This window comes from Rubritalea sp. (assembly GCF_039830215.1).
Classification (GTDB): Bacteria; Verrucomicrobiota; Verrucomicrobiia; order Verrucomicrobiales; family Akkermansiaceae; genus Rubritalea.
In genome coordinates, this window is the sequence record NZ_JBDOPO010000048.1 from 1 (window position 1) to 19,000 (window position 19,000).

Annotated in this window: 17 protein-coding genes and 1 pseudogene; 15 read left to right on the forward strand and 3 right to left on the reverse strand. The window is 50.8% G+C overall.

The window, feature by feature from the left end:
* The first annotated feature begins 649 nt into the window (after positions 1 to 649).
* The 13 genes from ABGY95_RS01240 to pta all read left to right on the forward strand — a co-directional run bounded on the left by ABGY95_RS01240 (position 650) and on the right by pta (position 13,884).
* Complete coding sequence (locus ABGY95_RS01240; RefSeq protein WP_347439858.1) at positions 650 to 1,075, forward strand: AP2 domain-containing protein; 426 nt, start codon at positions 650 to 652, stop codon at positions 1,073 to 1,075.
* Positions 1,076 to 1,120: 45 nt separating this feature from the next.
* On the forward strand, positions 1,121 to 1,831 hold the full coding sequence (locus ABGY95_RS01245; protein ID WP_347439859.1) for a hypothetical protein: 711 nt from the start codon (positions 1,121 to 1,123) through the stop codon (positions 1,829 to 1,831).
* A gap of 42 nt (positions 1,832 to 1,873) precedes the next feature.
* Positions 1,874 to 2,869, forward strand: coding sequence for a biotin synthase BioB (gene bioB / locus ABGY95_RS01250; RefSeq protein WP_347439860.1), 996 nt, complete (start codon positions 1,874 to 1,876; stop codon positions 2,867 to 2,869).
* Between the two features lie 100 nt (positions 2,870 to 2,969).
* Complete coding sequence (locus ABGY95_RS01255) at positions 2,970 to 4,121, forward strand: beta-ketoacyl synthase N-terminal-like domain-containing protein (RefSeq protein ID WP_347439861.1); 1,152 nt, start codon at positions 2,970 to 2,972, stop codon at positions 4,119 to 4,121.
* 11 nt (positions 4,122 to 4,132) lie between these two features.
* On the forward strand, positions 4,133 to 4,585 hold the full coding sequence (locus ABGY95_RS01260) for a L,D-transpeptidase (RefSeq protein WP_347439862.1): 453 nt from the start codon (positions 4,133 to 4,135) through the stop codon (positions 4,583 to 4,585).
* Between the two features lie 47 nt (positions 4,586 to 4,632).
* Complete coding sequence (locus ABGY95_RS01265) at positions 4,633 to 5,265, forward strand: HAD-IB family phosphatase (protein ID WP_347439863.1); 633 nt, start codon at positions 4,633 to 4,635, stop codon at positions 5,263 to 5,265.
* Between the two features lie 4 nt (positions 5,266 to 5,269).
* On the forward strand, positions 5,270 to 5,593 hold the full coding sequence (locus ABGY95_RS01270) for a hypothetical protein (RefSeq protein WP_347439864.1): 324 nt from the start codon (positions 5,270 to 5,272) through the stop codon (positions 5,591 to 5,593).
* 607 nt (positions 5,594 to 6,200) lie between these two features.
* Complete coding sequence (locus ABGY95_RS01275; RefSeq protein WP_347439865.1) at positions 6,201 to 7,280, forward strand: acyl-CoA reductase; 1,080 nt, start codon at positions 6,201 to 6,203, stop codon at positions 7,278 to 7,280.
* 44 nt (positions 7,281 to 7,324) lie between these two features.
* Complete coding sequence (locus ABGY95_RS01280; protein WP_347439866.1) at positions 7,325 to 7,546, forward strand: hypothetical protein; 222 nt, start codon at positions 7,325 to 7,327, stop codon at positions 7,544 to 7,546.
* Between the two features lie 42 nt (positions 7,547 to 7,588).
* On the forward strand, positions 7,589 to 9,493 hold the full coding sequence (gene selB / locus ABGY95_RS01285; protein WP_347439867.1) for a selenocysteine-specific translation elongation factor: 1,905 nt from the start codon (positions 7,589 to 7,591) through the stop codon (positions 9,491 to 9,493).
* A gap of 25 nt (positions 9,494 to 9,518) precedes the next feature.
* Positions 9,519 to 10,247, forward strand: coding sequence for a TlyA family RNA methyltransferase (locus tag ABGY95_RS01290; protein ID WP_347439868.1), 729 nt, complete (start codon positions 9,519 to 9,521; stop codon positions 10,245 to 10,247).
* A 335-nt stretch (positions 10,248 to 10,582) separates the two neighbouring features.
* Positions 10,583 to 11,764: an acetate kinase gene (locus tag ABGY95_RS01295; RefSeq protein WP_347439869.1), complete on the forward strand. Its 1,182-nt coding sequence runs from the start codon at positions 10,583 to 10,585 to the stop codon at positions 11,762 to 11,764.
* An 8-nt stretch (positions 11,765 to 11,772) separates the two neighbouring features.
* Positions 11,773 to 13,884: a phosphate acetyltransferase gene (gene pta, locus ABGY95_RS01300; protein WP_347439870.1), complete on the forward strand. Its 2,112-nt coding sequence runs from the start codon at positions 11,773 to 11,775 to the stop codon at positions 13,882 to 13,884.
* A 578-nt stretch (positions 13,885 to 14,462) separates the two neighbouring features.
* Here the strand turns inward: pta and ahcY are convergent.
* From ahcY to metK, 3 genes are all read right to left on the reverse strand, one after another.
* Entirely contained in the window at positions 14,463 to 15,893 is a 1,431-nt protein-coding gene (gene ahcY, locus ABGY95_RS01305) for an adenosylhomocysteinase (protein WP_347439871.1), read from the reverse strand.
* Between the two features lie 73 nt (positions 15,894 to 15,966).
* Positions 15,967 to 16,323, reverse strand: coding sequence for a four helix bundle protein (locus tag ABGY95_RS01310; protein ID WP_347439872.1), 357 nt, complete (start codon positions 16,321 to 16,323; stop codon positions 15,967 to 15,969).
* A 52-nt stretch (positions 16,324 to 16,375) separates the two neighbouring features.
* Positions 16,376 to 17,554, reverse strand: a complete 1,179-nt coding sequence (metK, locus tag ABGY95_RS01315) for a methionine adenosyltransferase (protein ID WP_347439873.1) — start codon at positions 17,552 to 17,554, stop codon at positions 16,376 to 16,378.
* A gap of 64 nt (positions 17,555 to 17,618) precedes the next feature.
* On the opposite strand from metK, the gene ABGY95_RS01320 reads away from it, so the two are divergent.
* Both ABGY95_RS01320 and ABGY95_RS01325 read left to right on the forward strand, forming a co-directional pair.
* A complete protein-coding gene (locus ABGY95_RS01320; RefSeq protein WP_347439874.1) occupies positions 17,619 to 18,542 on the forward strand; it encodes a metalloregulator ArsR/SmtB family transcription factor in 924 nt (307 codons plus the stop codon).
* A 10-nt stretch (positions 18,543 to 18,552) separates the two neighbouring features.
* Positions 18,553 to 19,000, forward strand: a pseudogene (locus ABGY95_RS01325) (hypothetical protein); the annotation flags it as partial.

A 19,000-nucleotide genomic window follows, 5' to 3' on the forward strand; every position in this document is an offset into this window, starting at 1 on the left:
AAGGCCATAAATAACGCAACATCAAGCCGTTTAGACTCTGAAATTGTCTGCATGTGTTCAGAAATCTTACTAAGTTATTGTACCTGCTAGCACTTCAACTAAAAGCACAATGTTTGGATTAATAATCCTAATTCTGATAGTAACGACACGTTCACTGTAGGTTAATTCAATGCCATTATCTGCGACAAATCAAAGAAGAAGAAGAAGAAGAATAAGGTGTGAAGCCCACTGCCACCTCCACAATACTCACCCCATGGGTGCTTATACTACTTTGCATCATTTCTGCTGAAATTGACGGTTGAGGCTCGAACCTCAGCTAAGATTCTTTAGCTTGGGGAACTTGGAAGGAAGACGGCTATTCGATCGAACTTAAAATAGGTTCGACATATTTTGCTTCCCCACTGATGAATAACACTCCGATACTTGAAGGTGAATGGATTACTACGTCTATGTTTCAGCTCTGATCATCAAGAACAACACATAAGTTTTATTGAGGACGCGGAGGGCTACTCATAATTCCCGCCCCTCCACGGAGTGCTCGCCTCAAAATCCTAGTCCATCATGTAAAAGATGCTCTCGATAGCTTCCCTAGACCTCAGCAATAAAGCCTCTTATTGACAATCTTTGCCAACTACCTCAATTTTTATCTATGCCTTCTGACTCAAAAAACTATGCCATTGCTCGGATTGATCTTCCGGATGCGCGTACCCATGGATGGCAAGTACGACTCCAAAGACGAGGCATCAAGTATGCAAAATTTTTTGCCGACGCACCTCTCGGCGGCATCGAACTCTCACTGAAGACTGCTCGAGATTGGCGCAACAACCTTTTGGGCCGCTTGGAAAACGAGGACCGCGCTCGCATATGTCAGCGCTCAACTCGCAATTCATCAGGTGTTGTTGGGGTATCTAAAGTCTCAGTCGTCACAAATGGAGTCCGCTACACATTCTGGCAAGCCGCATGGTCGCCTGAACCAGGTAAACGTCGTTGCGTAAAGTTCTCCATCAAGCGCTATGGCGATACCGAGGCATTTGAACTCGCGGTACTCGCTCGCACTGAAGCCATTGGACTCTGATCTCCAAGAAGTTTATCGACTCCTTGCATTTTACTCTTCACAGCCATGCCTTCAGCCTTCAACCTCCACTTCATGCAGCGTCTGATAGGCTCATTCATTTTTCTCCTTGCTCTCGTTTCTACGAGTCTAGCTTCCGAGCACGTTATACTAACAGGCGGCACAGCTCTCAGAAAATGGGAAAACTATCGAGTTGAAGGAGACCGACACGATAAGTGGTGGGCAAACTTTGTCCGAGCCTCCACTCTCCAGATGGATATTCTCAAAGCCCAAGAAGGTGGCAATCCATCATTCACGTGGTACGTCTACAAAAAGTCTTACGAACTACGCGGCAGAGAAGACGGAAAACCCTACACTACCTGGATCACCGAACAGGCACAAAAGCGCGGAGCTCAACTGGTTTGGATCCACTCTGGTGATGACTTCATTCAACAATTCAACAAGCTGCCACTTGGCGGCACCCGCACATTCAACTATTTCGGACACTCCAACAAACATTGCTTCCTGTTTGACTATTCATCCCAAATCCTAGGCGTCTCAGCCGCATGGCTCCACGAGTCAGAGCTGGAAAATCTCAGTTCACGCCCCTTTGCCAAAAAGGCAACATGCAAGAGTTGGGGCTGCTATACAGGTGAGAGCATGAATCGGTTCTGGAAAAAAGCCACTGGCACCAGACTGATCGGAGCCAAAGGAAAGACCGACTACACAGCTCTCAGCTTTGGTAAAATGCCCACTGTCAACGGACGCTGGGTGCGCTAGCCAATACACACTTTCTCAACTAATCATCCAAACGTATTTTTTATGAAATTCGAAGAACTCAAAGCCTTATATGACCTTCCACTATTTGACCTCATTAAGAAGTCTCGTGAGGTCCACGACGCCAACTGGAAAGACAACGAAATCCAGCTCTGCACACTCCTCTCTATCAAAACTGGCGGTTGCTCAGAAGATTGTTCCTATTGCGCACAGTCTGCTCGCTACAAATCAGGCGTTGAGTCTGAAAAACTGATGGAAAAAGAAGCTGTCATGGAGAGAGCCCGCGTGGCTGCAGCATCTGGCTCCACACGTTTCTGCATGGGAGCTGCCTGGAAAGGCGTTCGCTCCGGCACCAAGCGTTTCGACCAGGTTGTTGAAATCATTGAAGACGTTTCCGAGCTAGGGATGGAAGTCTGTGTCACGCTCGGCGAAGTCGGCCCAGCGGAGGCGGTCCGCCTGAAAAAAGCGGGTGTCACAGCCTACAACCACAACGTAGACACATCCCGTGAGCACTACCCTAACGTGGTTACTTCACACTCCTACGACGACCGTCTCCAAACAATCAAGAACGTTCAAGACGCTGGCATGGCTGTTTGCTGTGGTGGTATCCTTGGGCTCGGTGAAACTGCAGACGATCGCCTGAAAATGATCGAAACCATTTCTGAGCTCAATCCTCAACCTGAATCAGTCCCAATCAACTCACTTATGCCAATGCCTGGCACACCACTTGGTGATTCAGATCCGGTGACAATCTTTGACGTGATCCGTATGATCGCCATCTCACGTATTGCCGTACCAAAGGCAAAGGTTCGCCTTTCTGCTGGACGCACACAGATCTCTGAAGAAGGTCAGGCAATGTGCTTCTTCGCGGGAGCCAACTCCATTTTCTACGGTGACAAGTTGCTCACGGCTAAGAACCCAAGCGTCCAGAAAGACCTCGACCTCATCGACAAGCTCGGTCTCAGTACTCGTAAGCCAGACCCAAACATGGAAATCCCTAAGGCTACTTGCGACAAGGAAGCCAGTCCTTGTTGCGGTTAGTTTCTGAATAAAAAATGAAGAACTTTCTATGCCCTACTCACGGAGTGGGGCATTTTTGTCTCCTATACAAAATCTATTCACCTAAGAAGTTTCCCTCGTTTTGAACAAAACGATTTCCATCACAGGCATCTCAGCCATTTCTGGCCTCGGCACCTCGTTCAGCGCGCATACCGACGCCATGGCAAATGGCCGCACTGGCCTTCGACCACTCAGCGCATTGTTAGGTGACCGTATCGACTGCGGAGATCTCCTGGCATCATGGATTGATGACCGCTCGATACTCAACTCGCGCAAGTGGGCTCCAGCATCAGCCCTAGCTGTTCATTGCGCCAAACAAGCAGTCGTTAACGCTGGGCTTGAGGGGGGTGACCTAAAAAATGCGGCAGTCATTGCCGGTTCCTCACGTGGCAATGCCTGGCTCAGCGACTGGCCTGGCCGTCGTCCATTCAAACTGATGGCAGCCTCTAACTCGATGCATGGCGAGATAGCCTCGGCGGTTACTATCGAGTTAGGCATCACTGGCCCTTGGCAAACAATTTCCTCTGGCTGCGCCGCGTCACTCGACGCCATTGGCATGGCCTGGATGATGCTTCAGACTGGTGTGGTCAAACACGCTATTGTTCTTGGAATTGAACTCCCGCTGGTTCCTGAAATCGTCCAAGACTACATCGACACTGGCGTCCTCAGCACCAACGGCATCAACGACCCCTACCACCCGAACACCTCTGGATTCTTCCCCGGAGAAGCCGGTTGCGCACTCGTCCTCAGCTCTGAAGACATCCCATCGGCCCCGAAGTTAGATGGCTATTGGTGTAATTCCGACGCAGACTCACCCATCGGTATGCCCGCCGATGGCAAAGGCCTCCGAGCCTGTCTCGAATCCGCTCTAGCAAGCCTGCCCTCCGGCACCCAGATCTCTGCAGTTTGTCCACACGCATCTGGCACACACCTGCACTCCTTAGCGGAAGAACGCGCATTGTTAGATGCCCTCAAACCTAGCACACCAATCTCACTCCACCCGCTCAAGCCCTTTACCGGCCACACCGTCGGCGCTAGTGGCGCACTCGACACGGCCATATTAGCCCACTACCTGCGCGAGCAAAAACTCCCACCCAACCTATCCCTAACACCACCACCAGCCCCCTTCATTCTCCCTACCGAGCAAACCCAAGCGACTGACACTATTCTGAAAATCGCAGTCGGTATGGGTGGCCACAACTCAGTCATCGCACTTTCACCGCCAAAGGGGTAAATTTTTAAAAGATGACCACGCTAGAAGTTTCCATATCTGAACAGACCCTCAAAGTTCTAGAGAACGGTGTGGTGCAGCACTGCTACTCTATCTCATCAGCTAAAAATGGAGTAGGCTCTGAAGAAGGCTCGCTCAAGACCCCTACTGGCAACTTCATTATAGCCGAGAAACACGGACACGGTGCCAAAATTCACACTATATTTAAAGGCCGTGTAGCTGTTGGGCAATGGTCGCCCGGAGAACTCTGTGACGACGACCTCGTCACCAGCCGTATCCTCTGGCTCGACGGCCAGGATACCGATAACTCTAACACCAAAGCGCGCTATATCTACATCCACGGCACCAACCACGAAGACAAAATAGGCAACCCGCATTCCTGCGGATGTATTCGCATGCACAACCAAGACGTCATCGAGCTCTTCGAGAATGTCACAGAAAACACTCCCGTCAGAATATCCCACTGAGTAAGTAAGCTCAGTACTTCACTCTTTCACTTCACACTGTAAAAAACATGAAACTCATCATTTTCGACTGCGACTCCACACTTTCCTCCATCGAAGGCATCGACGAACTTGCCCGCGCCAAAGGCCCTGAAATTTTCTCCGAAGTTGAGGCCCTCACTAATGCTGCAATGAATGGTGAGGTTCCACTCGACCAAGTGTTCGCACGCCGACTCGAAATCATCCGTCCCGACCTCGCGACTTGCGCGTCAGTCGAGCAACTCTACATCGACACCGTCGAGCCAACAGCCGTTGCCACACTCGACACACTACGCGAGCAAGGTTGGACAGTTGCTATACTGTCGGGGGGCTTCAAGCGCCTGATCGAACCTCTCGCCGCCTTCCTCCAAATTGAGCGGATCGAAGCAGTGCCACTCAAGCTCGATGAAAATGGCTACTATATTTCCTTCGATGACAGCTACCCGACGACCTACAATGGCGGCAAACCAGAAATCATTCGCCAGCTCAAGTCCGAGTTATCACCAGAGAAAATCGTCATGGTCGGCGACGGAGTTTCCGACCTTGAAACCCAGTCCGAGGTCGATAGCTTTATCGGCTACGGTGGCTACACTCCACGTGAAAAAGTCAAAGCTGGTGCGGACCACTTCATCTATAAATTAGATGAGCTCTTAGCCCTCGTCTAACATCATGGAAATTCCAGCGCATCACCGACACCTCTTCAACGGGCATCAAGAGCTTCTCACTCCTGATGAAGTGCAGGCTTGGCGCAACCTCCAAGTCGCGCGCCTGATCGAGCACTGCGAATACCCAGCCGTCAAAGAGCTCTTTCGCGTACGCTGGCTCACTGACGACACTAAGGTGTTAGCGCTACTGAAAAACGGCTCAGAATCATTCTACCGACACACTCTGAAACGACTGGAAGGCAAAACGCGAAATTGCCCTCAGTGCTCAGCCCTCTGCCGCACCAGCCGTGCCCGACTCTGCCCCGAATGCTCGCACTCATGGTATTAGAGTCTGAGCGTCGATAGATTTCGAAGCTCAGCTCGGTACACATACTCTGCAAGTATTTAACTATTCGCTCCTTTTAATTTGGGGAGCTAACAATTGATCTAGTGGCTTCCAACTTGCCTTCCTCAGTATGTAGTACTCTTTGAGATCTCGGTGAGGCTTCAGCGATATTTGATCAATTCTTGGCAAATTAGCTTTTTCCAAGTGTCACACTATGACCATAGGGCGCTAATAGTTATTTACACTCCAACCTGTAAGGTTCTTCATATCCTTTACCTACCTGTCAGCCACCTTGTCATGAAACCATCACCGCACGAACAATTTAATTTTTATACCTTATAGGTGAGGCCACATTGGAGCCCACTTGAATGAATAAGACCCTCAGACTCTTCCATTACTCCATTCTTACTTCCCTTCATTTTTAACGGAGCATGCTTCTTGTGATTTGACAATGCTGGCCCCGAACACGAGAATTCATCTCACCCTAACTGCACAACATAAAAATTGTGTAACAAGCTTCTCATCACCGTATCCATCCTGACGTCAGATGGCTGAAGTAAACGAAAATGTGGACCAAGGTTCTATTTCTCTATAAAACATCCCTTTCTCCATGCTCACCGAACAACGTGCACATCACTTAGCTAAAGCAAGCGAATCCTTTCAGGAATTGCTCGGCCAGATCTCTGCGAATGAGTTCATCGACTGGGTCATCCACGAACTGGGTCACCCGGAGGCGCTTGACGACTTCCAGCAAGTGGGAGATATCCTCACCAAGGCTGTCCCTCCAAAGCACCTGCTGCACATCATCAGCGGAAACACACCCCACGCCGGGCTTCAGAGTCTGCTTCGTGGTTTACTCATCGGAGCTCAAAACACGTTCAAACTCCCATCAAACAAAACTGGAGCAGAATCGCTTCCCGAAGTCACCGCCTTCTACCGAAGCTTGCCCAAGCAGCTTCAACACCTTTGCCTGTTCACCAGTGAACTCAGCGATTCGTTGCTCGCTAGTGCCGATTGTGTAATCGCCATTGGTTCAGACCGCGCAATTGAGGCAATTCACAGCCGCCTCACCCCACAGCAACGCTTCATCCCGCACGGCCACAAAATCAGTTTCGGCTTGATAGATAAACCTAGCGCTAAAAATGCCCAGCTAGCTGCAATCGACGCCTCTCTATTCAACCAACAAGGCTGCCTTTCCCCCCACGCGATATATGTGAAACAAGGGGCCGCTGAATTTGCCCCAATGTTAGCCAAAGCGATGGAGAGCTACGGGCAACGCGATCCTCGCTACGCAATCGATCTATCAGAAAGTGGGGCCATCCGCAACCTCCGTGAAACCGTCCGCTACAAAGCCGCCCAAGATTCAGACAACTACCAACTCTACGAGAGCAAAGGTGACACCAGTTGGACAGTGATTTTTGAAAACTCCCCCGTCCTGCATCCCAGCCCGTTGAACCGGACAATCTACGTCCGCCCATGGCCAGAAGACCCACGCGAACTAGGTAAAGAGTTGGAATATCTCAGTACCATTGCCCTCTCACCACTCCCAGCATTACTCAAAATAGTAGAATGCCTCACACCTACACGTGTCTGCCAACTCGGAAAAGCACAATACCCACACCTCTTCTGGCACCATGACGGTTTTGCCCCGCTCGCAAGCCTCATCAGTTGGCAAGACATTCATCTTTAAGCGACGCTGTTGAGTCGCAACTAATAATTAACAATTACGAGATCATGAAAGACGCACCTATCCGCACCACCGCCACCATCACCGCGAGACGCGACGACGGACAAACATTCATCGTCACACTGCCGAACGGAAAAACTTCACTCGGCCACTCCCAGCTCAGGCACCAAGAGTACCGTGATTCTCTCGAGATTGGCGACGTCGTCACCGTAGAAATGACCCCATTCGATTTCGGAAAAGCCCGCATTATTCCCACTCCTGCGGAGTAAGTAGGAATTAGGAGATTTCACCTTTTTCCTGCCACTAAGGCTATGAATATTATTTTGGGCACTGCTGGTCACATCGACCACGGAAAATCATCACTCATCAAGATTCTCTCTGGCATTGATCCAGACAGATTGCCTGAGGAGAAAGCACGTGGCGTGACGATCGAACTCGGCTTTGCCCACTTGCGCATGGGTGAGTTTGAAATCGGTCTCATCGATGTCCCAGGCCACGCCGACTTCATCAACAACATGGTGTCAGGAGTTGGCGCTCTTGATATTGCCCTGTTCATCGTTGCTGCCGACGATGGCTGGATGCCCCAGTCGGAAGAACACCTCCAGATTCTCAACTACCTTGGAATCGACAATATCATCATTGCCCTTACCAAATCTGACCTAGCTGAAGACCTCGACTTCACCATCGAACTCGTCCGCGAAGACCTCATTGGCACAACTGTCGAGGAAGCCCCGATCATTCCTGTTTCATCCATCACTGGCGATGGAATCGACGCCCTCAAAGCTGAAATTCTAGAGCGCGCTAAAAACCTCAAGTCAGCCCCAAAGCACCACATCCCAAGACTCTCAGTTGACCGCGCATTCTCACCCAAAGGCACTGGCACAGTCATCACTGGCACCCTCACAGGAAAAGCAGTCAACAAAGGCGATTCTCTCGTCAGCTTCCCTGAAGGCCTCAATGCTAGCATCCGCAATGTGCAAAACCACAACATCGCACTCGACTCCTCAGTCAGCGGAATGCGCACGGCTCTGAACCTGCCCGACCTGCCACTGAAACAACGCGGCAAACCTGGCGTCAGCCGTGGCTCACTACTCACACTCCCTGACCACCTCTCATCGGTAACGACGCTCGACGTCCTGCTCCAGCGCGAGAACCGCTCCATCAAAGGCCAGTCAGCCACGAGCCGTGCCCTAAAAAACACCGAAACCGTCGTCCTACACCACGGCACCAGTCGCACCCGCGCACGTGTTGTATTACTCGACAGAACAACGCTTGATCTCGGCGATAAATGCTTTGCCCAGCTCCGACTCGAATCACCGATCGCGGCCTGCACGGGCGATCGCTTCGTCATCCGCGACGGCGGACAACAAGGCACCCTCGCTGGCGGAATCATACTCGACGCCGCAGCCAAAGCGGGCGGTTTCCGCAGTGAGAAGCGCGCCACATTCCTTACCCTGCGAGAGAAAAGCCCGGAAACCCTCCGCCCATTGATTCTCAGCGAGTTCACTAAGTCTCCAACACTCTCAGCCACCCAACCACTCACTAACATCCCTTTCACCAAAGAGCACATCAGCCAAACGGTCGAAAAGCTGGTGAAGGAAAAGAAGGTCGCCCAGCGCTCTGGCTATATTTTGGCACCTCATTGGTGGAAGGAGATCACTGGCAAAGCCGCTGCCCTGATTGACGCATGGCACAAACACAACACTGATTCTCCCTCCATGCCTATCGGCAAATGGCGTACCCAGTTGTTAGCTGAGTCCACTCCTGAGCCACTACTCGATGCCATCGAGAAACACCTTCTCTCTAACGGCTACTCAAAGCAAAAAGACGGTATCGCTAGCGAAGAACATTCGCTGGAACTACCACAGCGACTCGCACCATTTGCCACGCAAATCCTCAAAGCATTCAAGGCCGGCGGCCTCACTCCGCCGCCGCGCGTGGAACTAGCACCAGACGAAGCAACGCAGCAAGCCCTCACTTTCCTTATCCGATCGGGTCAAGTCATCGAGCTCGACCCAAAAGCATTGTTAGATGCTGCAAACTTCCAGAAACTTCGCCAGTCAGTGATCAATCACCTCGAACAAAACACCCGCGCCACCGCCAGTGAACTACGCGAACAAAGCGGAGCCAGCCGAAAGTTCATTATGCCGCTACTCGAAGGACTCGACGCCGACGGACTCACTATCCGCGATGGTGATTACCGCTCACTAGCGTAACAGCAAACTACCTAAAATTACTCTTATGAAAGAACGCGCCGACGCCCTTCTAGTCTCTCGCAAACTATGCGACTCCCGTGAGCAAGCCAAACGACTCATCCTCGCTGGTGAGGTCCTCACTGGCACCACCGTGATCTCTAAGCCCTCGTCCAAACTAGACGATGATGCACCGCTTACAGTGAAGAAAAAACCAAAATACGTCTCACGCGGGGGGCTCAAGCTCGAAGGTGCTCTCGAATACTTTGACTTCGATCCAAAGGGCATGCTCTGTCTCGACTGCGGAGCTTCGACTGGCGGCTTCACCGATTGCCTACTACAAGCTGGTGCGATAAAAGTGCACGCCATCGACGTCGGCACCAACCAACTCGTCTGGAAGATTCGCAGCGACGAACGCGTCTTGGTGAAGGAAAAATTCAACGCACGCCACATGGTCCCAGAAGATATTGGCGAGCAAGTCGATCTCTGCGTCACCGATGTATCCTTCATATCACTGACAAAAATCCTTCCACCACTCTTCAGCGTACTCAAGCCAGATGGGCACATCATCTGCCTCGTGAAACCGCAGTTTGAACTCCAACGTGATGAAGTAGGTAAGGGCGGCATCGTCCGTGAACCTGAACTCCACCAAAAAGCTATCGATAAAATCCGCGATTTCGTCACTGAAGCCCTCGGCCACAAATGGCTCGACCACACCACCTCCCCCATCACCGGCACCGACGGAAATGTCGAGTACCTCGCGCTTCTCAGCTTCTAAAAATCTGAAGATTGCTATAGCTCGAAGCAGCTCTTGGGGTAAGATGGGTTGTGGTGCAACGGTCAAAACCCTATCAGATTCTACTACAGAAGGTTACCTCCCGACCACGTGCGCCAGTCCGCCTACCTCAGTGCTGAGCCGAGCCTCAGCAGTCCTAACTATAGATCATGGTAAATGTACAGTAGTTAAAGAACCGCAAAATTCGTAATTTTGCACCCAGATAAGACACTATCAGCTGAGTATTCTAAATGCTATCGGTTCAATAGTAAAAACAAGTACTGCATCACCATTAAGCTCGTAGTGCTGCAGTAGGAATATATACACTCTCTCTTTCCATGAATAACAACCATCACGCAGCCCTCGTTCTCAACTGTGGTTCATCCTCGCTCAAGTTTGCTTTCTTTAAAGCAAACGAAGACAGCCCATGCATCGAGGGAATTGCTGAAGAGCTCAATAGTCCAAATGCTCGGTTAAAATACGAATCTCCCGCAGGAAAAGAATCGTCATCGATCCCCCTAGCCGACCACTCATCAGGACTTGAGCAAGTCCTACCAATTCTCCCGTCCGCTCCAGACGTCATTGGCCACCGCATTGTTCATGGTGGCGAGACATTCCGTCAGCCTGCATTGATCACACCTGAGGTAATCGAGCAAATCAAATCCTGTGTACCACTCGCTCCGCTCCACAATCCAGCAGGGCTCATCGGCATTCAAACCACCCTCAGTCTCTACCCCGAAGTCCCACAGGTCGCTGTCTTCGATACTGCATTTCACCAGACTCTTCCAGCCAGAGCATACCGTTACGCCCTCCCCGAAAAACTCTACATAAAACACGGAGTCAGGCGTTATGGGTTTCATGGAACCAGCCACGCCTATGTAGCCCAGGCGGCAGCTAGCACGCTTGGCTTCCCGCTCGCTCAATCACGTATACTTAGCGCTCACCTAGGTAATGGATCTTCCGCGACAGCTATACGTAATGGTGAAAGCGTCGATACCACGATGGGACTCACCCCTCTAGAAGGCCTCGTAATGGGAACTCGTAGTGGCGATGTCGACCCAGGATTACACGATTTCCTCAGCCGTAGCCTAGCTATGGATAGCGAAGCAATCAGCCATTTACTTAATAAAGAATCTGGGCTGTTAGGACTCAGTGGTGAGACCAGCGACATGCGCCGCATCTCTGAGCTAGCTAACCAAGGCCAGCAGGCTGCAGTTCTGGCCATTGAGATATTTTGCTACCGGCTCGCCAAATCCCTCGCTGCTCTGTGCATTGCAAGCGGCGGAGTTGACACCCTAATCTTCACTGGAGGCATTGGCGAAAATGCCGCTCCAATTCGCCAACGTGTCCTAGAGCTACTTGCCCCTCTCGGTTTCATGCTAGAGCCTCAACTAAATGACACCCATGGGTCTACTAGCAATGGCATCATCACCAAGCTAGGATCGATACCCCAAGCTATGGTCATCGCGACCAACGAAGAGCTCATGATCGCCACACTTTCAAGAAAAACTATTTCATAACAAATCACATGCATACCTTCCTCATTAGCCCGGCAGGTAACCACGCTGGTCTCACTTCTGCCTCAGTTGGCCTCGTTCACGCCATGGATCGGCTCGGTATGCGGGTCGGATTTTTCAAACCAATCAGTCAGTCGTACGATGAAACTCACAGTGACCTTTCATGCGAATACGTGCGTGCCATTTCCTCGGTGGCACCACCCGAGCCAATCCCAATGGAAATGGCCCGTGAATGGATTGCCACCGATCGCTCCGAAGACCTGTTAGAAGAAATTGTTTCCCGTTATGAAGAAGCAGCACGTGATGTAGACGCCATCATAGTAGAGGGGCTCCAAGCCTCATCCGACCATGCCTATCTCAACACCCTGAACCCTAGAATCGCTCGAGCTCTGAACGCCGACGTCATTCTCGTTTCAGCTTGCCGCAACATGGATTCTACCCAGCTTAACCAACACCTAGAAACTGCTGGTGAAGCCTTTGGTGGTGTCACTCATTCACAAGTGCTTGGAGTCGTTCTGAATCAAGTGAAGCCATCTGAACTTGTCGGTAGCCAACTCGACACGCCAGATTCCATACTCCAATCCTACCAACACATTTCTCGCGCATGTAGTTGCCTGCGGAAGGGACACCTACAGCTCATAGGCGTGGTGCCCCACCGAGATGCTCTACAAGCGTATCGCGTTTCTGACCTGCTCAAATCGCTCGACGCCAAAGTAATCAACCTAGGTGACGCCAGCCAACGCCGCGTGACTGAAACCCACCTCTGCGCCCGAGACATTTCCCACCTCAGCCACGTGTTCACGGCTGGCTCACTCATCGTCACCCCAGCCGACCGATCCGACGTCATTATTGGCTCTGCCTACGCTGCGCTAAAAGGCACACAACTCGCTGGCCTCGTTCTCACCGGTGACCTCACACCCGAACCTGAAGTCATGGAGTTCTGTAAGGAAGGATTCCTCTCAGGTTTACCCGTCCTACATGTGGATACCCCATCCTTCGTTACCGCGCAAAACCTCACACAAATCCCACCAGAAATTCCCGCTGACGACATCGCTCGGATCAAACAATTAGTGGGTCACATCGCCCGCAATGTCGATATCAGCTGGCTTGAACAACACTGCAAGGCACAGCCAAGAGCTCGCCTGTCTCCCCCAGCATTCCGCTACCTTATCAACCAAAAGGCACGCAGTAACCCAAAACGCATTGTCCTCCCTGAGGGTAACGAGCCACGCACGCTGGAAGCTGCCTCCATCTGCCACCGCCGAAAAATTGCCCGCCCCGTTCTCATAGGAAATCCAGATCAAATCCGCAGCACAGCCAACAGTAACGGCATAGTTCTCCCAGCCAACATTGAAATCATCAACCCGGATAATTACCGTAACCGTTACATCGCTCCGCTTGTCGAAAGAAGGAAGCATAAGGGCGTTTCAGCTGGTCAGGCAGCTAGCATGTTAGAAGATGACATCTACCTAGCCACCATGATGCTCGCCACGGGGGACGCAGACGGCTTAGTCTCTGGGGCCGTGCACTCCACCGCTGACACGATTCGCCCGGCTCTCCAACTCATTGGAACGGCACCCGGTTCCAGAGGAGTCTCCTCAGTCTTTTTCATGTGCCTGCCCGAGCAAGTTCTCGTCTACGGTGACTGCGCGGTCAACCTAGATCCAACACCTGAAATGCTCGCGGACATTGCAGTCCAGAGCACAAAATCCGCACAAGCCTTCGGCATCGACCCGAAGGTTGCCATGATCTCCTATTCCACTCTCGGCTCGGGTTTCGGTGCTGATGTCGAGAAGGTCATTGCCGCCACTGAGATCGTTAAAGAAAGTCACCCTGAAATAACCATCGATGGACCACTGCAATATGATGCAGCATCTAACATAAAGGTTGCTAAAGCCAAGGCTCCTAACAGCAACGTGGCAGGCCAAGCCACCGTCTTCATCTTCCCCGACCTCAACACCGGCAACACGACCTACAAAGCGGTGCAACGATCAGCCAATGTCGTTTCCGTCGGCCCCATCCTCCAAGGCCTAGCCAAACCAGTAAACGACCTCTCACGCGGCGCCGAAGTAGACGACATCGTCTTCACAATAGCCACCACCTGTATACAGGCCCAACAGTAACGTGACCGCCCCGGTCGCACGTAACCAACTTTAAAACTCAACCGAGACGGTCGAGCCACATGCCGACTTATTTCAAAACAAATTGTCACAAATCCTACCTCACGTGCCAATGAGTATAGAAACTACCTAATTTCATGAGTCCCAAAGACCTCATCACGACTCCCTGCCACGAAGACTGGAACGCCATGACCGGCGACCAGAAACAGAAATTTTGGGACAAATGCTGCACCATGTCCACGACCTAACCGGCTACTCTGAAAAGAAAATTCGAGCTCTCAAGGTACAAAATGGCGAGTAATGCGAAATCCAAATCAAGTGGGCTAAAGCAAAGTAATCTTTTCTATCCAACAGCATTGCGAACTAATCTAACACTGAACAGTTAGAGCCGTTTACATTTAATAGAACAAGCAAACTATTTTGCCTACCCAAAGCTATCCCAGCAGCACAGAGGTAACATAAAAAAGCGCCAACTCAATCTAACGAGTTGACGCTGCAAATTATTCAAGTGAACGGAGCGAAGTTACTAGAACTTCACACTTTTTCCTTCTTACCTAACACTCCGATGCAGAGCTTTTAGACTAGTATCTGTATGTCTCAGGCTTGAATGGGCCTTCAACTGGAACATTGATATAGTCTGCCTGATCCTGAGTGAGAGTCGTGAGCTTTGCTCCGATCTTGTTAAGGTGGAGGCGAGCCACTTCTTCATCGAGGTGCTTAGGAAGAAGCTTAACTTCTCCAGCCTTGTAGGTGTCTTTATTCTCCCAGAGATCGATCTGTGCTAGCGTCTGGTTAGCGAAGGAGTTAGACATTACGAAGGATGGATGACCAGTAGCACAACCGAGGTTTACGAGGCGCCCCTCGGCAAGCATGTAAAGGCTATTGCCAGCTGGGAATGTGTATTTGTCAACCTGCGGCTTGATGTTGAGCATAGTCACACCTTCAGCATTGTTGAGCTTGTCGAGTTGGATCTCGTTATCGAAGTGACCGATGTTGCAGACGATTGCCTGATCCTTCATCTTCTCCATGTGCTCGAGACGGATGATGTTGTAGTTACCGGTTGTTGTCACGTAGATGTCACCCCAGCCGAGTGTGTCCTCTACTGTGAGAACGCGGAAACCTTCCATTGCAGCCTGAAGCGCGCAAATTGGATCAACCTCAGTCACAACGACCTGAGCACCTTGGCCGCGGAGTGCCTGGGCACAACCTTTCCCAACATCACCGTAACCGCAAACAACCGCAACCTTACCAGAGATCATAACGTCAGTTGCACGCTTGATACCGTCGACAAGAGACTCACGGCAACCGTAGAGGTTGTCGAACTTTGACTTTGTTACAGAGTCGTTGACGTTGATAGCAGGAACGAGGAGCTTGCCCTCTTTCGCCATCTGGATGAGACGGTGGACTCCAGTAGTTGTCTCTTCAGAAACCCCCTTCCAGTCCTTGAGGACCTTAGCGAAGATTCCTGGCTGCTCAGCGTGTACCTTTTTCAAGAGGTTCTTGATGACCTGCTCTTCACCAGAGCTAGCTGGCTCGTTCACCCAGTCAGATCCATTCTCAAGCTCGAAGCCTTTGTGGATGAAAAGAGTCGCATCACCACCGTCGTCAACAATGAGTTCAGGTCCGAGGCCGTCTGGGCTAACAATAGCAGACCATGTGCAGTCCCAGTACTCTTCCAGAGTCTCGCCCTTCCAAGCGAAAACAGGAACGCCTGCCTCGGCGATTGCGGCAGCTGCGTGATCCTGAGTGGAGAAAATGTTGCATGAGCACCAGCGAACGTCAGCACCGAGGTCTACGAGAGTCTCGATGAGCACTGCTGTCTGGATTGTCATATGCAGTGAGCCCATGATGCGCACATCTTGGAGTGGCTTCTCAGCGGAGTATTTCTCACGGATAGCCATGAGACCAGGCATTTCGTGCTCAGCAATATCGATTTCTTTTCTTCCGAAAGCTGCAAGGGAGATATCAGCGATCTTGTAGTCAGTTGTTTTGTCTAATGTTGAAGTGGACATAATGATTTTTAGTTATTGTCGTTGAATGGTTAAATCGACCATTTTTACGTGGTTAGGTTATTACTTTTTTACGTTATTGGATTCGAACCAATAGAGATTTGATAAGATTTTGTAGTTTGCTAGAGATCTTTTTGGTGTCGTCGAGGAGAGCGGTGTCTGTTGTAGATCTACAATGCCTATTTGATGAAAAATACAATTGTGTTCCTATTGCTGCAAAGGAGCCTTTGGCTACATGAAGAAAGTAGCTCGTGTCTTTTTCAGAACCTAGCTCACTGCCTTCAGCAATCTTCGAAGGGACTGAAATCGAAGAGTAAGGAAATTGATCACGCTCGGCATAGTCACGAGAGTCTTTGAATAATCCTTGTACTGAAACAGCCAACCTACATGACTCCTTCCAAAGCTCTAAATACTCAAAGCCTCGATATGGCATAGACCTAATAACGCAATGACATAACTACCGAACAACCGACCGTTACAGCCTCCTAGCTGATTGCCGCCTTAAGAGCGTCGACCTTATCAGTCTTCTCCCAAGTAAGCGCATCAAGGTTATCTTCGCGTCCGAAGTGACCGTAGTTGGTTGTATGCTTGTAGATTGGGCGGAGCAGATTGAGCTGGCTGATGATCTCCGCTGGCTTGAATGAGAAGACCTCCTTCACTGCATTTTCTATCACTAGTTCATCAACATTGCTTGTTCCGAATGTATTGACGCTCACAGAAACAGGCAGCGGGTGACCAATTGCGTAGGCTAGCTGCAGTTCAGCGCGATCTGCTAGGCCAGCAGAGACGATGTTCTTGGCAACCCAGCGGCACATGTAGGCAGCGGAGCGGTCGACCTTGGATGGATCTTTACCAGAGAAAGCACCACCACCGTGACGGCCCGTGCCACCGTAAGTATCGACTATAATTTTGCGGCCAGTGAGACCAGCATCACCTTCAGGACCGCCGATTACGAAAAGACCTGTTGGGTTGATAAGGATTTCAGTTTCGTCAGTGAGAAGGTTCGCTGGGATCACTTTCTCAATGAGGTCACTCTGAAGGGTTTCACGGATTTCAGATGTCGTGATGGCCGCGGAGTGCATTGTGGAGACGACTACAGCAGTCACGCGTGTTGGCTTGCCATCGACATACTCCATAGAGACCTGAGTCTTGGAGTCAGGGCGGAGCCACTGGTGCTGACCTGACTTACGGAGTGTCGTAAGCTCACGGCCAAGTTTGTGTGAGTAGCTGATAGGTGCAGGCATGAGTTCAGGAGTCTCATTACATGCGTAACCAAACATGATACCTTGGTCGCCTGCGCCCTGCTCTTCCGTGTCCTTGTCGTCAGCTCCCTCAGCATCCACACCTTGTGCTATGTCTGGAGATTGCTGGCCAATCAGGTTGACGAAGAAAAAGCTGTTCGCATTGAACTTACAGTCGTCGTGCACGTAGCCTATTTCGCGGATTGTCTTTTCGATAAGAGCTCGGCTGTCGAAGTCTGCGTGCGTGGTGATTTCACCAGCAAGACCAACAACGTTGTCTTTCACGAAAGTTTCACAAGCCACGCGGCTGTTCACATCCTGCTCGAGGCAGGCATCGAGGATAGTATCCGAAATCGTGTCACAGACTTTGTCTGGATGACCTTCTGTTACGGACTCCGAAGAGAAAATGAAAGGACGGTTCATAAATTTTAGGATTGCATCATTAAATCGTGATGCGTTGATGTGTATACATATAACTCAGATTCCAATGCCGTCAATTCTCAACTCACTAAAACTCATCTCCGATCCCACTCGCCTGCGTCTACTCATCTTGTTGGAGTCGGAGGAACTTAGCGTGGCTGAGATGCAATCCATCCTAGGCATGGGGCAAAGCAGAATCTCTACCCAGCTTTCACAACTCAAAAAAGAAAGCCTCGTGAGCGACCGCCGAGTCGGAAAAAACAACCTTTATTCATCCAGCGCTCCAGCTTCATTGATTCAGGTTGCTCATCAAGCCGCCGAGGAAATATCTGAAATATCAACTGACAGGGCTGCGCTACGACTCACTCTAAGCAAACGCAAAGATCGAACGCGAGCCTACTTTGACGAACTCGCGGGCAAGTTCGGACGTCAGTATGTGCCAGGCCGTTCGTGGAAAGGGCTCGCCGAAGCCTTTCTAAAAATCCTAAACTACGATGTCGTCGCTGACCTCGGCGCTGGAGAAGGTACCCTTTCCCAGCTCCTCGCTCAACGGGCTCAGAAAGTGATCGCCGTAGACAACTCACAGAAAATGGTCGAGTTCGGCCAACAACTCGCCAAAAACCACAAGCTACCCAACCTGGAATACCGCCTCGGGGACATCGAGACCCCACCGATCGAGCCAGAAAGCGTCGATCTTGCAATTTTTTCCCAGTCCTTGCACCACGCCGAACATCCAGAAAAAGCACTTAAGAAAGCCTTCGAGATCCTCCACCACGGAGGCACCTTGGTAATACTGGATCTACTTCAACACAACTTCGAGCAGGCGCGCGAAATTTACTTCGATACTTGGCTTGGATTTTCTGAGCTTTCTGTCACCCAGATGTTAGATATCAATGGTTTCGAAATGATCGAGACGGCTATTGTCGACAAAGAAGATGAACCTCCGCATTTCCAGACCTTACTTGCCACCGCGCGAAAACCAAAGACCTAGCCCTCCACCATTGAACATCATTTCATATTCCGTAAGTCGACTTTTCTCGCTACTTTGCGTAGCTAACTCAATAGTACTCTCAGCAAGTACTCCCGCCGCCACACCACAGGCTACTGCCATTGAAGAAGAGGACAAAACTCCATTGCTGCAGACTAGCTATCACAAGGTCACCAGCAATGCTGTGAGGATCCACCTGGTTAGCTTTGATAGCAGAAACTGCGCTCTCAAAGTCATCGACCAAGCCTCCGGGCCCGCCAGCCAATGGAGCTCTGCGGCCAGCCTAGGAAAATCCAAATGTGCTCTTGCCTGTATCAATGCGGGATTCTTTAATCCCGATGGCTCACCACTGGGGCTTGTCATCGATGCGGGGAAAACGCGTGGTTCAATCAATAACTCATCGCTTGGTGCAGGCTTCTTTTATAGCAATGGAAACCAACTTGGCATCGCTCGAAAGGCTG

Excerpts from the sequence above, each read along its gene's own strand:
- bioB (WP_347439860.1), top strand. The coding sequence starts at position 1,874 with ATGAAATTCGAAGAACTCAAAGCCTTATATGACCTTCCACTATTTGAC.
- ABGY95_RS01275 (WP_347439865.1), top strand. The coding sequence starts at position 6,201 with ATGCTCACCGAACAACGTGCACATCACTTAGCTAAAGCAAGCGAATCC.
- ABGY95_RS01240 (WP_347439858.1), top strand. The coding sequence starts at position 650 with ATGCCTTCTGACTCAAAAAACTATGCCATTGCTCGGATTGATCTTCCG.
- ABGY95_RS01310 (WP_347439872.1), bottom strand. The coding sequence starts at position 16,323 with ATGCCATATCGAGGCTTTGAGTATTTAGAGCTTTGGAAGGAGTCATGT.
- ABGY95_RS01320 (WP_347439874.1), top strand. The coding sequence starts at position 17,619 with ATGCCGTCAATTCTCAACTCACTAAAACTCATCTCCGATCCCACTCGC.
- ABGY95_RS01260 (WP_347439862.1), top strand. The coding sequence starts at position 4,133 with ATGACCACGCTAGAAGTTTCCATATCTGAACAGACCCTCAAAGTTCTA.
- ABGY95_RS01280 (WP_347439866.1), top strand. The coding sequence starts at position 7,325 with ATGAAAGACGCACCTATCCGCACCACCGCCACCATCACCGCGAGACGC.
- metK (WP_347439873.1), bottom strand. The coding sequence starts at position 17,554 with ATGAACCGTCCTTTCATTTTCTCTTCGGAGTCCGTAACAGAAGGTCAT.
- pta (WP_347439870.1), top strand. The coding sequence starts at position 11,773 with ATGCATACCTTCCTCATTAGCCCGGCAGGTAACCACGCTGGTCTCACT.
- ABGY95_RS01245 (WP_347439859.1), top strand. The coding sequence starts at position 1,121 with ATGCCTTCAGCCTTCAACCTCCACTTCATGCAGCGTCTGATAGGCTCA.
- ABGY95_RS01295 (WP_347439869.1), top strand. The coding sequence starts at position 10,583 with ATGAATAACAACCATCACGCAGCCCTCGTTCTCAACTGTGGTTCATCC.
- ahcY (WP_347439871.1), bottom strand. The coding sequence starts at position 15,893 with ATGTCCACTTCAACATTAGACAAAACAACTGACTACAAGATCGCTGAT.
- ABGY95_RS01290 (WP_347439868.1), top strand. The coding sequence starts at position 9,519 with ATGAAAGAACGCGCCGACGCCCTTCTAGTCTCTCGCAAACTATGCGAC.
- selB (WP_347439867.1), top strand. The coding sequence starts at position 7,589 with ATGAATATTATTTTGGGCACTGCTGGTCACATCGACCACGGAAAATCA.
- ABGY95_RS01270 (WP_347439864.1), top strand. The coding sequence starts at position 5,270 with ATGGAAATTCCAGCGCATCACCGACACCTCTTCAACGGGCATCAAGAG.
- ABGY95_RS01265 (WP_347439863.1), top strand. The coding sequence starts at position 4,633 with ATGAAACTCATCATTTTCGACTGCGACTCCACACTTTCCTCCATCGAA.